A 14,854-nucleotide genomic window follows, 5' to 3' on the forward strand; every position below is an offset into this window, starting at 1 on the left:
TTTTGTGGGAGCGGACTTGTCCGCGAATACTGTATTTCAGGCGATGAATATTCGTCGGATGTACTGGCCTTTTCGCGGACAAGTCCGCTCCCACTGAGTTTGCTGCGCGACAGCGCTACGTCGAAGACGTGGTGGGGCCTCCCACAGTCCGGTGTTTGCTGCGAGACCAGCTCAGACAGGTTGAAGCGTCACCACACAATCTCCACACAACGCCCATCCTGCCTCCACATGCCCATTCCAGACTCTCTCCATCGAAAAACAGGGAGAGCCCCATGAACCGAAATCTGGCTGTAAAACTGGGCACCATCGCGTTTCTGATCATTCTGCTGCTGATTCCATTGTTGATGATCGGCAGCCTGATCACGGATCGGCAGTTGCAGCGCGATGGGGTGCTGGACGATATCGCGCGCAGCTCAAGCTTCAGTCAGCGCCTGACCGGCCCGCTGCTGGTCGTGCCGTATCGCAAGAACATCCGTCTCTGGAAGACCAACGCGCAAACCGAAGAGCGTTACCTTGAAACCGCTTCCCAGCGCGGCTACCTGTACTTTCTGCCGGAGCGTTTCGAGCTGGATGGCAAGGTGCAGACCGAACTGCGTTCGCGAGGTATCTACGAGGCGCGTCTTTATCATGCCGATAACCACATCAGCGGCCAGTTCGTATTGCCCGAGCAGTTGGGTGTGACGGATGAATTTGCCGACTACACCTTCGAGAAGCCTTACCTGGCGTTGGGCATCAGCGATATTCGCGGTATCGAAAGCTCGCCGAAACTGCAGATGAATGGACAGACGCTGGACCTGCTGCCGGGATCGCGGGTCGAGTGGCTGGGCGAAGGGGTGAGCGCCAACCTGCCGATGCTGGAAGGTCGCGAGCAGGTCACGCTGGATTTCGCATTCGATCTGCGCCTGCAGGGCACCGGTCAGTTCGAGGTAGCGCCAGTGGGCAAGTCCAGTCGCGTGCAGTTGAGTGCCGACTGGCCGCATCCGAGTTTCATCGGCAATTACCTGCCGACCCAGCGCGAGATCACCGATAAGGGCTTCAGTGCTGCATGGCAGGCCTCGTTCTTTTCCACCAATCTGGAAGACGCACTCAGCCGCTGCCTGACAGCGCAGACCTGCGAAGACTTCAAGAGCCGAAGTTTCGGTGTGAGCTTTGTCGATCCGGTGGATCAGTACCTCAAGAGTGATCGGGCGATCAAATACGCGCTGTTGTTCATCGCACTGACGTTTGCCGGGTTCTTTCTGTTCGAAGTGCTGAAAAGCATGGCCGTGCACCCGGTTCAATACGCACTGGTGGGCGCGGCGCTGGCGTTGTTCTACCTGATGCTGCTGTCGCTGTCCGAGCATCTGGGTTTTGCCATGGCCTACGTGCTGTCGGCGAGCGCCTGTGTGTGTCTGATCGGTTTCTATGTCAGTCACGTGCTGCGCAGCGTGCTTCACGGGGCGGGTTTTGCGGCGGGTCTGAGCGCGTTGTACGGGTTGCTGTACGGACTGCTCAGCGCCGAAGATTACGCCTTGCTGATGGGCGCCTTGCTGCTGTTCGGCCTGTTGAGTGTGTTCATGGTCCTGACCCGCAAGCTGGACTGGTACGGCATTGCGATCAGTCGTCCGACCCAGCCGCTCGATGCGGCTCTGGAGGCCCGTCATGAGTAAGTGGCTCGGTTTGCGCGAGGATCAGGCCAGGGCGCGTTGTCTGATCTGCATGATCATCGGTCAGTTACCGGAGCCGCCACGATCCCGTGCATGCCCCGGCAATCGATCACGCAGCCTCAGACCGGTGGCTGAGTCGCCAGCATCGAAGGTCGCTGGCTGACTTCCAGGTACCAGTTGGCCAGACGAGGATAGGCACCGCGCCAGCGCAGGTCAGGCTGGCGGAAGTCCAGATACCCCAGAGCGGCCGCGACGCTGATGGACGCCACATCGAATGACGGGCTGAGTTCGGTGATGGCGTCCTGCTCAAGATAGGTGAGCGTGCGTTCGATCTTTGCCTGCTGATTCTCCAGCCACAGATCCCAGTGCTTCTCGGCAGGGCGCAGGGCGGTTTCATAGCGGATCAGGACGGCGGCATCGAGTATGGCATCGGCCAGCGAGGCGATGGTCAGTCGTCTCCAGCGTGCCGAGCCGTCGCGCGGGATCAGCGGATTGCCGACATGTTGATGGTCCAGATAATCGAGGATGACCCGGCTGTCGTGGATCACATTGCCATCGGCCAGGCGCAGCGCCGGAAGCTTGCCTGCCGGGTTGTCGCCGTTGAGCTCGTCAGACGGATTGACGGGTGTCAGCACCGTGGGATGCAAGTGCACGCGGTCAACCTGACCGGTTTCATGAAGCATCACCACCACCTTGCGGGCGAAGGGAGAGGCCGCGTTGAAATACAACGTCATCTGGGGGGCAGACATGGGTGTTCCTCGACTGAGACAGGTCCATAGACTAGTCAGCGAGTGGTGGGACTGCAATCGGGTTGAGTGGATTGGCTTTGAACGAGCTCGATTTCAAGTCCGCGTCCGCTCTCTCAATGTCGCACCAGCAATCCTCGGATACTCAACCCCGCAGCTATCCCCATGCCTGCCCACGCCAGCGTGTCCCACCAGCCATCGCCCAGCAGCGCCGCAAACAGACCTGCGCCTGTCAGCATTGCGATCCATGCGGGTTTGGCGAAGGTTTTCCAGAACCGGGACGGCTTGCCACTCATTGCGTCACCTGCGCCTGGGTCGCGCTCACTGTTCGGGCGGCGCGGCGTCTGACCCACCACAGGTAAACGCCGCTGCCGAGCACAATGATGGTCAGCACATCCAGTGCCGCCCAAAGAATCTTCATCGGCATGCCGCCGTAGTCACCGAAGTGCAGCGGTTGCGACATGCCCAGTGCGTCCATATACCACGGCCGTTCGACCACGGCGGTGACTTGCAGGGTCTGGGCATCGATCAATACCGGCGTCGCCAGGTGCGCGGTCAGGTGTGTGTTGCCCTTGAGAAAGACCGCGTAGTGATGCTCGCTGGAGAAGCGCGTGCCGGGGAAGGCGATGAAGTCGGCCTGCATGCCGGGCGCGGCGGATTCGGCGATTTCCAGCAGGCGTGTGGCCGGGGCGCGTTGCGTCAGCGGTGGTGCGTCGCGATAGGGCGCGATCATGGTTGCCAGCGCGTCATTGCGCCACGAAGCAATCAACAGGTCGGCACAGGCACTGATCACGCCCGTGACGCCCACCACCAGCGCCCAGGTGAGGGTCACGACGCCGATCAGGTTATGCAGGTCGAGCCAGCGGGTCCGGGTGGACTTGCTCGCCCGGACCGTGCCGAACTCCAGCTTGCGCATGAACGGTGAATACAGCACCGTCCCGGAGACAATCGCCACCACGAACAGCAATCCCATGAAGGCCAGCAGCAGCTTGCCCGGCAGTTCGGCGTACATGTCCACGTGCAGGCGCAGCATGACCATCATGAAGCCGCCGTTGGCCGACGGCATTTCCAGCGCTTCGCCAGTACGGGCATCCAGCGCGAAGGTGTGGGACGAGTTGGGCTCGGTTCCGGCCGTTGCCGCCGTGATGGCCATCACGCCATTGGGGTCTTCGTCATCCCAGCCGAAATACTGCATCACCTCACCGGGACGATGCGCTTCAGCAGCCTTCGCCAGCTGCTCCAGATTCAAGTGAGGCGTGTCCGCAGGCATCTCCCTGTACTGCGGCGCATCGCCCAGCAAGTGATCGATCTCGTGGTGAAAGATCAGCGGCAGACCGGTAATGGCCAGCATCAACAGGAACAGTGTGCAGATCAGGCTGCTCCAGGTATGGACGACAGACCAGCGACGCACGGTTTGGCTTTTCATGGGGTATCCACAGGCGAAAGGGCAGGGCTCGTTAAGGCTGAGCCGCATGAAACCTGAAAAGTGTCAGCACAGAGCAAGGTCGAGGCCCGCCGCTGTGTTTCAGAGTTTTGCCGCAGCGGTGTCATTCCTTGGCAGGACCGTGACCCACCAGGGCGTATGTTCTTCGATCCGAACCGGCAACGCAGGCAGCAACGCCTTGAGCGCCAGGTCGGTATCGGTCAGCGGAAAACTTCCGGTGATGCGCAGGTCGGCCACCTGCGGGTCGACGCCCAGATGCCCGGCTCGATAACGACCCAACTCCGCCAGCATGTCCTGCAGGCGAGCGTTGTCCACCACCAGCATGCCGCGGGTCCACGCGTCCGCCCCCATTGGCAGGGCCAGCAGCGGACCCAGGCCGTCACGGGTCAAGCGGATCTGCTGGCCTTCACGCAGGATCTGCTCCTGAGGAAGATCACGCGCGTTGGCGGCGACCGCCGATTGCAGCACGCTGAGCAGCGTGCCGTCGGCGTCGCGCCTGACCAGAAAACGCGTGCCGAGCGCCCGCATATTGCCGTCCGGGGTTTCCACGATGAAGGGCCGGGGATCGTCATGATCGCCGGTCTGCACCAGTATCTCGCCGTCCTGCAGGATCACTCGACGCTGATTCGCATCGAAGCGCACATCGATTGCGCTGTGGGTGTTGAGGCGAATGACGGTGTTGTCGGCCAGACGCACATCGCGCTGTTCGCCGGTCGCGGTGCGCTGATCGGCGAGCCAGTAGTCCAGCGCGAGGTAACGGTCAGCGGTGAACAGCGCCAGACCGCAGGCCAGGAACACCCCGGCCAGACCGCCACCGAGCTTGCGCAGACTGCGCCGCAGGGTGCCGGGCGATTGTTGCAAGGCCTTGCGCGCCGGACCTGACGGCACGGAAAAACGCTGGTTGAGCATGCCCAACTGGCTCCAGGCACGGGCGTGTTCTTCATCGGCCGCCAGCCAGCGGGCGAACTCGGCCCGCTCGGCATCGTTGCCGCTGGTCGAATCCAGATTCAGTTGCCACTCGATGGCTGCATCCAGCACGCGCGCCGATACCGGACTGGCGTTCATGTCGGCGTGCCATACAGCGCTGCATAGCACTGACGTATGGCCTGGGCCAGATACTGCCTGACCCGCGACACCGAGACGCCCAGCCTTTCGGCAATTTCGCCATGACTCATGCCATCCAGACGGCTATACAAAAAGGCCGCACGCGCCTTGCTCGACAAGGTGGCCAGCAGGCGATCGATCGTTTTCAGGTCTTCCAGAATCAGCAACTGCTCTTCGGGAGAGGGTTGTTCGGCTTCCGGGACTTGCATCAGTTCGCAGAGATACGCCTGTTCCAGCGCAGCACGGCGGAAATGATCGAACATCAGGCCTTTCGCAACCGTCGCCAGAAACGCCCGCGGCTCTCTGGGTGCCTCCAGTTCATCACGCCCCAGCAAGCGTACGAAGGTGTCCTGGCTCAGATCCTGCGCACGTTGCGGGCAGGCAACGTTGCGCCGAAGCCAACCCAGCAGCCAGCTGCGGTGATCGCGATACAACGCTCCAACGATCTCGCTATGAGGGCTTGGGACTGACGACACGAACGGCCTCGATGAGAAGAATCTAACTAAAGAGAATCATTCGCGATTGTGACAGGGCGCGTGGGTAGTGGCAATTGGCGTCTGTCGCCTGAGGAGAGACATTCGGCTGCCTGAGCGTTACTACGCTCCTGCCAGGTAACGCCGTCCAGGACGTTCCGCATCCGCTGATGATCGTTCCTACGCTCTGCTTGGGAATGCAGCCCGGGACGCTCTGCGTCCCAATGGTGCCGACCACATGATCAAAACGAATGCGACTGCTTGCGCCTGCGCCACTGGCCCAGGCATTCCTCCAGACGAACCGGGCTGTCGATCTGTTGACGGCGGGCGTGGCTGAAGAGGATCAGGGCCAGCTCGGCGGTGACCAGTGCATCGGCGCTGGCGTTGTGGCGCTCTTCGGCGTGCAGGCCGAAGAAGCGGGTCCAGTCGTCCAGTCCGGCGTGGCGCAGATTGGCCTGCTCGCAGAGCATCGGCGCGATTTCCGCGACGTCGAAAAAAGGATGCTGCAGGCGGTAATTCAGGCTGTCTTTCAAGGCACGCGACAGCATGTGCTGGTCGAACGGCGCATGAAACCCCAGCACCGGGCTGTCGCCCAGAAACTCCATGAAATCCAGCAGCGCCTCGACCGGCTCACTGCCCGCTGCAATCGCACTGGGTGCCAGGCCGTGAATCAACACCGCCGGGCTGACTTTGTGATCGATGCGCAACAGCGTGCGCTCGAATTGTTGGCCCAGATCGATGGCGCCGTCCTCGATCACCACCGCGCCGATGGACAGCACCTGGTCGCGGTTCATGTTAAGGCCGCTGGTTTCCAGATCCAGCACCACCCAGCGCTGCTGGCGCAATGGCTGGTCGCTCAGCTTCGCGCAGCTTGGCAGTGCGTTGAGCCGCTGCACCTGTTGGTTGTCCAGCGGTGCGGTTCTGGGGCGAGGCTTCAGCCAGTCGAACAGATTCATAGGACGTCGATATTCACAGTTGATAGCGCATTGTCAGGCTGGTTTGCAGACGCTGCGCCTGACGAAACGATTCACGCAGGATGCGCCGGTCCAGATGGTTCAGGGTGTCCGGATCGATGCGGTTGGAGTACGCCAGGTTCTGGCGGCTCTGCAATTGGTGCTGCTGCATGCGCGTCTGCTGGATGAAGTGATATGCCTCTTCATAGGCCGCACCGTCCAGCGGGTCGATGGCCTCACGCTCGACCAGTTGCCGCAGGCGCTCCAGGGTATTGTTGGCCCCGATGCCGTTGGCCAGCGCCAAGAGTCGCGCGCCATCCACGAACGGCGTCAGGCCTTCGGTTTTCAGGTCCAGCGTGTCTTTTTCGCTGCCCTTGCGGGCCAGCACGAAGTCCTTGAAACGGCCCACGGGCGGACGTTGGCGCAGTGCGTTTTCAGCCATCATGCGCTGGAACAGTTTGTTGTCCGCGACCTGCTCGAGAATGCCGCGACGCAGTTGCTCGCAGCCGCTTTCATCGCCCCAGACCACACGCAGGTCGAAGTAGATGCTCGAGGCCAGCAGATTCTCGGGTGTGGCTTCCCGAATGAACGACGCGAACCGTCGGGCCCATTCGGCGCGCGACAGACACAATTCAGGGTTGCTGGCCATGATGTTGCCTTTGCACAGCGTGAAGCCGCACTGCGCCAGACTCTGGTTGATCCGCTCGGCAATCGGCAGCAGCAGGGCGCGAATGCGAGCAGCTTCTGCGGCGTCGGCGGCCTCGAACAGAATGCCGTTGTCCTGATCGGTATGCAGCGTCTGCTCGCGTCGGCCTTCGCTGCCGAAGCACAGCCAACTGAACGGCACGCCGGGATCACCCTTTTCTTCGAGCGTCAGTTCGATGACCCGGCAGACGGTGTGGTCGTTGAGCAGTGTGATGATCTGCGTGATCTGAGTCGAAGAAGCACCGTGGGCCAGCATGCGATCGACCAGCTGAACGATATCGCCGCGCAGTCCGGTCAGCGCTTCGATGCGTGGCGCATTGCGAATGGTGCGCGCCAGATGCACCAGGTCGACCCGTTGCAGGGAGAACAGATCCCGCTCGGAAACAACGCCGCACAGGCGTCCATCCTTGACCAGACACACATGGGCAATGTGCCGCCCGGTCATCGCGATGGCTGCATCGAATGCACTTGCGTCGGGGCTCAGGTGAAAGGGTGACTGGCTCATGCTGTGGCGGATTTCTGCACCGAAGTCGGTAGAGACATCGGCGACTGCTTCGCGCAGATCACGCAGGGTGAAAATGCCCAGCGGCGCCTGACGTTCATCGACGATCACGATGCTGCCTACTTGCTGTTCATGCATCAGCTTGACGGCTTCACGCATCGGCATGTCGGGGCCACACATGACCGGGTGCCGCATGGCCAATTCGCCAAGGCGAGTGTTCAGGGAGTACTGCGTCCCCAGGGTTTCAGCGGCACGTTGCTGAACCTGCTGATTGACCTGATCCAGCAAACTGCTGACGCCGCGCAAGGCGAAGTCGCGAAAGGTCGTGGACAGTGCGAACAACTTGATGAACGCCTGCTTGTTCAGTTGCAGGCAAAACGTGTCTTCGGCGGCCAGATGCTCGGTGCGCGTGGCCCGTTCGCCCAGCAATGCCGCCAGTGGAAAACATTCGCCGGTGGTGATTTCAAAGGTGGTTTCAGTACCGCCTTTGGCAGAATGCGGACGTTCGCCTACCACTCGGCCCTGTTTGACGATATAAAAGTGCTCTACTGGCCCATCGCCAGGCTTGATGATGCTCTCATCGGCAGCGTAAAACCTGAGCTGACATTGCTCTACGAGGTAGGCCAGATGGGCGTTTTCCATCTGGTTGAAAGGCGGGAATCGTTGCAGGAACTGCATGGTGCCGTGAATGTTCTGCAGCACCGCTGTCTTGCCTGCCTGGGTGAAAGCGTCTGCTTTACTCATGAGCTGTTCCGCGTTCTTGTTATTGACGCTCATGGTCGGCCGCTTGCAGCACAGTGCCCATTGGACGTAAGTCTTACGCCTTTGCTGAACGTTATAGGTCACGCTGTTGCCAGAGAGTGGTGAACGAACGCACTGGAGCGCGAACGATCATTGGCCGGGAAGCCGACGAAATACAGTGCAGGTCTACTTTATCTGCTGTCGGATAGGTTCAGGGAATGATGAGATTGCGATGATTGACCACGACATATTGAGCGACGAAGAGCGCAGAGCCCTCACTGAGGTCATGCTGGAGCCTGACCGCGATGCGCCACAACGCGTGCTGATCGTCGATGACGACAACGACGCGCGCGAGCTGCTGGCCGAAATTCTCAGCCTCAACGACATCAGCTGCATGACAGCGTCGGATGTCGATGGGGCGCTTGAGCTGATCAGGACGCGTGAGTCCATCGGTCTCTTGATCACTGACCTGCGCATGGCGCCGTCGGATGGTCTGGACCTGATACGTCAGGTGCGAGAATCCGATCGCGCCGAATTGCCCATCATCATCGTTTCAGGCGACGCCAATGTGCGCGACGCCATCGATGCGATGCACCTGAACGTCGTTGATTTTCTGCTCAAGCCGCTCAACACCAAGCAACTGGTGAAGCTGATCAGGCGGGAACTGGGGATGTAACGGCTGCCTCAATGGCTCTGATACCGCGCTGTCTCGCAGCAAACACCGACCGTAGGAGCGCGCTTGCCCGCGATCTGCCGGGAACCGGCAGCAAAACCTGCACACGCGGTATGTCAGATGCAACCTTAGGGCCGCTGCGCAGCCCATCGCTGCCGTCGTAACCTCCGAGAGCTCCTACGCCCTTCGGGCAGAAACAGACGTGCGTACATTTCAGTAAATTACGGTTGGCGCGTGCGCCGCCAGGGCCTGAGCCCTGGAGCGCGCTTTGCCTGCGGCGTTACTGAGCGTTTTTAGCCTTGAACTCGCGACGACGACGATGCAGCACCGGCTCGGTGTAGCCGTTCGGCTGGCGAGTGCCTTCGATCACCAGTTCAACCGCTGCCTGGAAGGCAATGTTGCTGTCGAAGTCCGGAGCCAGTGGACGATACAGCGCATCGCCTGCGTTCTGCCTATCCACCACCGGAGCCATGCGTTTCAGGCTTTCCAGCACCTGCGCTTCAGTGACCACGCCATGGCGCAGCCAGTTGGCCATGTGCTGGCTGGAAATGCGCAGCGTTGCGCGGTCTTCCATCAGGCCGATGTCGTTGATATCCGGCACCTTCGAGCAGCCTACGCCCTGATCGATCCAGCGCACCACGTAACCCAGAATGCCCTGCGCGTTGTTGTCCAGTTCGTTCTGGATTTCTTCAGGCGTCCAGTTGGTATTAGGCGCGAGCGGGATGGTCAGGATGTCGTCCACAGACGCCTGCTCGCGCTGAGCCAGTTCGGCCTGACGGGCGAACACATCGACCTTGTGATAGTGCAGCGCATGCAAGGCAGCAGCCGTCGGCGAAGGCACCCAAGCGGTGTTGGCACCGGCCAGCGGGTGAGCGATTTTCTGCTCCAGCATTGCAGCCATCAGGTCAGGCATCGCCCACATGCCCTTGCCGATCTGCGCCTTGCCTTGCAGGCCGCATTTCAGGCCGATATCGACGTTGGAGTTCTCGTAGGCCGCAATCCATTTTTCAGCCTTCATCTGCGCCTTGCGCACCACGGGACCTGCTTCCATCGAGGTGTGAATTTCATCGCCCGTGCGGTCCAGGAAACCGGTGTTGATGAACACCACGCGCTCGCTTGCAGCTTGGATGCAGGCCTTGAGGTTCACCGTAGTACGGCGTTCCTCGTCCATGATCCCGACTTTCAGTGTGTTGCGTGGCAGGCCCAGTACTTGTTCGACACGGCCGAACAACTCGTTGGTAAAGGCGGCTTCTTCCGGGCCGTGCATTTTCGGTTTGACGATGTACATCGAGCCGCGACGGCTGTTGCTGCGCGTGGTGTTGCCGTTGAGGTTGTGCATCGCCGCGAGGCTGGTCAGCAGACCGTCGAGGATGCCTTCTGGCACTTCGTTACCGTTTTTGTCCAGAATCGCATCAATGGTCATCAGGTGACCGACGTTGCGGATGAACAGCAGCGAGCGTCCGTGCAGCGTCACTTCGCCGCCAGCAGGCGTGGTGTAGACGCGGTCCGGGTTCATGGTGCGGGTGAAGGTTTCGCCGCCCTTGGACACCGACTCGGCCAGATCGCCTTTCATCAGGCCCAGCCAGTTGCGATACACGACGACCTTGTCGTCGGCATCGACCGCAGCGATGGAGTCTTCGCAGTCCATGATGGTGGTCAGCGCGGCTTCCATCAGGATGTCTTTCACGCCTGCAGGATCGGTCTGTCCGACGGGGCTGGATGCGTCGATCTGGATTTCGAAATGCAGGCCGTTGTGTTCGAGCAGCACGGCGATCGGTGCCGAGGCATCGCCCTGGAAGCCGATCAGTTGTGAGTCGTTCCTGAGCCCGGTGTTGCTGCCGCCCTTGAGGCTGACCACCAGCTTGCCGTCGATCATTCTGTAGGCGGTCGATTCAACGTGCGAGCCCGCTGACAGCGGTGCCGCGTCATCAAGGAAGGCGCGGGCGAAGGCAATGACCTTGTCGCCACGCACCTTGTTGTAGCCTTTGCCCTTCTCGGCGCCACCCGCTTCGCTGATGGCATCGGTGCCATAGAGCGCGTCGTACAGCGAGCCCCAACGGGCGTTGGATGCGTTGAGCGCAAAGCGTGCGTTCATCACCGGCACGACCAGTTGCGGGCCAGCCATGGTGGCGATTTCTTCATCGACGTTTTGCGTCGTGATCTGGAAGTCCGCCGCTTCTGGCAGCAAATAACCGATTTCCTGAAGGAATGCCTTGTAAGACGAGGCGTCGTGGGCCTGTCCGGCATGGGACTGATGCCAGGCATTGATTCTCGCCTGCAAGTCGTCACGTTTTTCGAGAAGAGCGCGGTTTTTCGGAGCGAGGTCGTGGATCAGTGGGTCCGCACCGGCCCAGAACGCATCGACACTGAGGCCGGTTCCGGGAATGGCTTCGTTCTGTACGAAGTCATACAGGGCTTTGGCGACCCGCAGGCCACCGACTTGAACGTACTCAGTCATTGCACTTGCCTCACTCTGCTCAGCAGGGTCGAGCTCACTCAAGGAGCGCTCTGTTATTGGTTTTGGTTTTATGTAGTGCGCGCTGCGAAATACTACATGAGCGGCAGCCTTGTGAAAACGCTGGCGAATATGTCGATAGAACGACTGGATTGTCTTATCCGGTCACGCTTTCTTCGTGCTGTGCTCAAAAGCCGTCTGGATTGTTCCACATGTCGTGTTGAACGGTACACGATTTGCCATTCGCGGTCCGCTGCGCAACCGTGCCTATACTCATCCAACCCTTGCATTGTGAACAACAAGAGGAATTGACCGTGGATCATCTCGTCGTAACGCTGGTTGCACCTGACAAGCCCGGACTGGTCGAGCGTATTGCCCAATGCATCGCCGAGCAGGGTGGCAACTGGCTGGAGAGCCGCATGTCCCGCATGGCCGGGCAGTTCGCGGGCATTCTGAAAGTGGGCGTGGAACCTGAAAAGTACGATGACCTGATCGCCGCGCTGAATGCGCTTTCGGCCCATGGCATCCGCATGCTGCTCGCCGAAAGCGTGGTCGAGACCACTGGCCAGACCCGACCGATCAGCATGGAACTGGTCGGCAACGACCGCGCGGGTATCGTGCGTGACATCACCCGTGTGCTGGCGGAGCAGGGCGTCAACGTCGAACGGCTGATCACCGATGTATCGCCTGCGCCCATGAGCAGCGAACTGCTGTTTCATGCCGATGCGTTGCTCGGCGTGCCGTTGAGCCTGTCGCTGGACGACCTGCAGGCACGGTTGGAAACACTGGCGGATGACCTGATGGTGGAGTTGGTGTTGCGTTCAGAAGACAAACCACGCTGAGGCTTATCCACGCTTATCCTGCACCTGCCTGTGGATAAGCTGGGGGAATCGCGTTGCACGCCATGTGTAGCGCGGCTTTGCGAGAACTGATCAAAAATTCAACAGTTTCAACGGCTTGTGCACAAATAGCGTGAGCCTGCCTGTGGATAACCGTTGGAGAACCCTTTGCAGGCCACGTAGAACGTGGCTTGCAAGGTTCTGTATGTTTTTTGATCAGCTTCGGCGGCGCAGACTCAGCCAGGCGTCGATGCTGTAAATCGCAAGACCCGCCCAGATGCAGGCGAAGGTGACAATGGTGCTGGCGTTCATGTGCTCGTCGTAAAGCAGCACGGCCAGCAACAGGACCAGTGTCGGTGCCAGATATTGGAGAAAGCCCAGCGTGGTGTAAGGCAGATGTCGGGCAGCAGCGTTGAAGCACACCAGCGGGATCAGCGTGACCGGGCCTGCGGCTGCCAGCCAGAGTGCCTGAGAGGTGGTCCAGAACTCGGCCTGCGCACTCAGCGCGCCAGGATTGAGCGCCAGCCAGATCAGTGCCAGCGGCACCAGCATCCAGGTTTCCACGACCAGCCCGGGCAGGGCTGCGACCGGGGCTTTCTTGCGGATCAGCCCGTAGAAGCCGAATGTCAGCGGTAGCACCAGCGAGACCCACGGCAGATTGCCGACCTGCCAGACCTGCTGCGCCACCCCGGCTGCGGCAAAACCCACTGCCAGCCATTGCAGACGCCTGAGCCGTTCACCCAGCAGCACCATGCCGAGCAGCACGTTGACCAGCGGATTGATGTAATACCCAAGACTGGCTTCGACCATGCGCCCGTTGTTCACCGCCCACACGTACACAATCCAGTTGGCTGCGATTAACGAACCGCTGAGTGCCAGCACCGCGAGGCGTTTCGGGTTGTCTCGCAGTTCGCGCCACCAGCCGGGGTGTTTCCAGAACATCAGCACGATCGAGCCGAACAGCGCCGACCAGAGCACCCGGTGAATGATGATCTCGATGGCCGGAACGGCGGCGATGGCTTTGAAGTAGATGGGGAACAGGCCCCAGATGGTGTAAGCACTCAGGCCGAGAATGTATCCGCGACGCGGATTGGCAGCTTGCATGGGTCGTCCCTTAAAAGCAGGTTTTTATAAGTGTTTCATCGTGCCCGCGCACAGTGCTCATGGTTATACACACGTCCGCCTCGACACTGATCGTGCCCATCGCTCCGCGTGGGCATGCCTCCCGTGACGCTCCGCGTCACAAATGGCACAGGCTGAGGCTCCAGTGAGCCGAGCGCATGACGTAGATAACGCTGGAGCCTGGGCGCGTATCTGCGCCACATTCGAGAGCGGACGCGGAGCATCCTGGGAAGCATTCCCACGCAGAGCGTGGGAACGATCATCATCGTATTCCTCCAGGAGGATTTGTGTATAACGCTGAGCGCGTGAGAACGATCATTGAGTGTTCAAAACAGCTTCAGTGGCTCCTCGTTCAACGCCGACATCTGTTCGCGCAGGGCCAGAATGTGGTCGCCCCAGTAACGTTCGGTGCCGAACCAGGGGAAGCTGTGCGGGAAGGCCGGGTCATCCCAGCGGCGCGCCAGCCAGGCGCTGTAGTGCATCAGGCGCAGGGCGCGTAGCGGCTCGATCAGAGCCAGTTCGCGCGGGTCGAAATCGTGGAATTCGTTGTAGCCGTCCATCAGCTCTGACAGTTGTCCGAGACGTTCCTGGCGATCACCGGCCAGCATCATCCAGACGTCCTGCACCGCAGGCCCCATGCGACAGTCGTCCAGGTCGACGATGTGGAACACTTCGTCGCGGCACATCATGTTGCCGGGGTGGCAGTCGCCGTGCATGCGGATGTTGGTGTGCGGAGTTGCCGCGTAGACATCCTCGACCCGCTTGAGCAGGTCGCGCGCCACGGACTCGTAGGCGGGCAACAGGCTGCGCGGGATGCAGTCGTTTTCCAGCAGGTAGTTGACCGAGTCATTGCCGAAATTCTTCACGCCCAGCGCTTCGCGATGTGCGAACGGCTTGGTTGCACCGACGGCATGGATGCGGCCCAGCAACTGGCCCAGGCGGTACAACTGATCGAGATTCCCCGGCTCGGGCGCGCGCCCGCCACGACGTGGGAACAGGGTGAAGCGAAAGCCCGCATGTTCGAACAGGGTTTCACCGTTGTGCACCATGGGCGCGACCACGGGTACTTCGACTGCGGTCAGCTCCTGCGTGAAGCTGTGCTCTTCGAGAATCGCCTCATTGGTCCAGCGTTGCGGGCGGTAGAACTTGGCGATCAGCGGCTGGCCGTCTTCGATACCGACCTGATACACCCGGTTTTCATAACTGTTGAGCGCCAGGATGCGCGCATCACTGAGAAAACCGATGCTTTCGACGGCATCGAGGACGAGGTCGGGAGTAAGTGTTGCGAACGGATGAGCCATGACTACTCCTGCGCGCAGCAGGTTGCCGCGTCGGACCGCTGATGTTAACGCAGACCGGTCCCGGTTCGCCAAAGCCCTGACTGTTTATCTGCGCAAGCATTCGATTGTCACCAAACGTTCATCGTCCGTTCTCTGTTCAGCCATATGGGA

The 14,854-nt window shown here is 60.6% G+C and carries 13 protein-coding genes; 3 read left to right on the forward strand and 10 right to left on the reverse strand.

Annotation, left to right across the window (positions count from 1 at the left end):
* The first annotated feature begins 272 nt into the window (after positions 1–272).
* On the forward strand, positions 273–1,649 hold the full coding sequence (creD, locus tag CFBP1590_RS02340) for a cell envelope integrity protein CreD (protein ID WP_058430635.1): 1,377 nt from the start codon (positions 273–275) through the stop codon (positions 1,647–1,649).
* 116 nt (positions 1,650–1,765) lie between these two features.
* Here creD and CFBP1590_RS02345 read toward each other — a convergent pair whose 3' ends face one another.
* The 7 genes from CFBP1590_RS02345 to CFBP1590_RS02375 form a co-directional block, all read right to left on the reverse strand.
* The gene (locus CFBP1590_RS02345; protein ID WP_029244115.1) at positions 1,766–2,395 is read right to left on the reverse strand and encodes a glutathione S-transferase family protein; all 630 of its coding nucleotides are present in this window, start codon (positions 2,393–2,395) and stop codon (positions 1,766–1,768) included.
* A gap of 113 nt (positions 2,396–2,508) precedes the next feature.
* On the reverse strand, positions 2,509–2,688 hold the full coding sequence (locus CFBP1590_RS02350; protein WP_029244114.1) for a hypothetical protein: 180 nt from the start codon (positions 2,686–2,688) through the stop codon (positions 2,509–2,511).
* Positions 2,685–3,818 carry a PepSY-associated TM helix domain-containing protein gene (locus tag CFBP1590_RS02355; protein ID WP_029244113.1) on the reverse strand — a complete coding sequence of 378 codons (1,134 nt, stop codon included), beginning with the start codon at positions 3,816–3,818 and terminating at the stop codon, positions 2,685–2,687. Before CFBP1590_RS02355 ends, CFBP1590_RS02350 begins: the two co-directional genes overlap by 4 nt.
* A gap of 99 nt (positions 3,819–3,917) precedes the next feature.
* Positions 3,918–4,901 carry a FecR domain-containing protein gene (locus tag CFBP1590_RS02360; RefSeq protein ID WP_029244112.1) on the reverse strand — a complete coding sequence of 328 codons (984 nt, stop codon included), beginning with the start codon at positions 4,899–4,901 and terminating at the stop codon, positions 3,918–3,920.
* Positions 4,898–5,416 (reverse strand): RNA polymerase sigma factor, encoded by a 519-nt coding sequence (locus tag CFBP1590_RS02365; protein WP_029244111.1) that lies wholly within the window; start codon positions 5,414–5,416, stop codon positions 4,898–4,900. Before CFBP1590_RS02365 ends, CFBP1590_RS02360 begins: the two co-directional genes overlap by 4 nt.
* A gap of 239 nt (positions 5,417–5,655) precedes the next feature.
* Positions 5,656–6,369, reverse strand: coding sequence for a 3'-5' exonuclease (locus CFBP1590_RS02370; protein WP_029244110.1), 714 nt, complete (start codon positions 6,367–6,369; stop codon positions 5,656–5,658).
* A gap of 13 nt (positions 6,370–6,382) precedes the next feature.
* The gene (locus CFBP1590_RS02375) at positions 6,383–8,317 is read right to left on the reverse strand and encodes a DUF294 nucleotidyltransferase-like domain-containing protein (RefSeq protein WP_058432358.1); all 1,935 of its coding nucleotides are present in this window, start codon (positions 8,315–8,317) and stop codon (positions 6,383–6,385) included.
* A 229-nt stretch (positions 8,318–8,546) separates the two neighbouring features.
* On the opposite strand from CFBP1590_RS02375, the gene CFBP1590_RS02380 reads away from it, so the two are divergent.
* On the forward strand, positions 8,547–8,990 hold the full coding sequence (locus CFBP1590_RS02380; RefSeq protein WP_004880150.1) for a response regulator: 444 nt from the start codon (positions 8,547–8,549) through the stop codon (positions 8,988–8,990).
* Positions 8,991–9,267: 277 nt separating this feature from the next.
* Here CFBP1590_RS02380 and CFBP1590_RS02385 read toward each other — a convergent pair whose 3' ends face one another.
* Positions 9,268–11,445, reverse strand: a complete 2,178-nt coding sequence (locus CFBP1590_RS02385) for a malate synthase G (protein WP_088234416.1) — start codon at positions 11,443–11,445, stop codon at positions 9,268–9,270.
* A 311-nt stretch (positions 11,446–11,756) separates the two neighbouring features.
* Here CFBP1590_RS02385 and CFBP1590_RS02390 point away from each other — a divergent pair, with 311 nt between their 5' ends.
* Positions 11,757–12,284: a glycine cleavage system transcriptional repressor gene (locus CFBP1590_RS02390; RefSeq protein WP_029244107.1), complete on the forward strand. Its 528-nt coding sequence runs from the start codon at positions 11,757–11,759 to the stop codon at positions 12,282–12,284.
* Between the two features lie 213 nt (positions 12,285–12,497).
* Here CFBP1590_RS02390 and rarD read toward each other — a convergent pair whose 3' ends face one another.
* Both rarD and CFBP1590_RS02400 read right to left on the reverse strand, forming a co-directional pair.
* Complete coding sequence (gene rarD / locus CFBP1590_RS02395; RefSeq protein ID WP_029244106.1) at positions 12,498–13,385, reverse strand: EamA family transporter RarD; 888 nt, start codon at positions 13,383–13,385, stop codon at positions 12,498–12,500.
* A gap of 344 nt (positions 13,386–13,729) precedes the next feature.
* Positions 13,730–14,704 (reverse strand): SrkA family protein kinase, encoded by a 975-nt coding sequence (locus CFBP1590_RS02400; protein WP_004880140.1) that lies wholly within the window; start codon positions 14,702–14,704, stop codon positions 13,730–13,732.
* Between the last annotated feature and the right edge of the window lie 150 nt (positions 14,705–14,854).

The sequence above is a fragment of the Pseudomonas viridiflava genome (assembly GCF_900184295.1).
GTDB classification, from domain to species: domain Bacteria; phylum Pseudomonadota; class Gammaproteobacteria; order Pseudomonadales; family Pseudomonadaceae; genus Aquipseudomonas; species Aquipseudomonas viridiflava.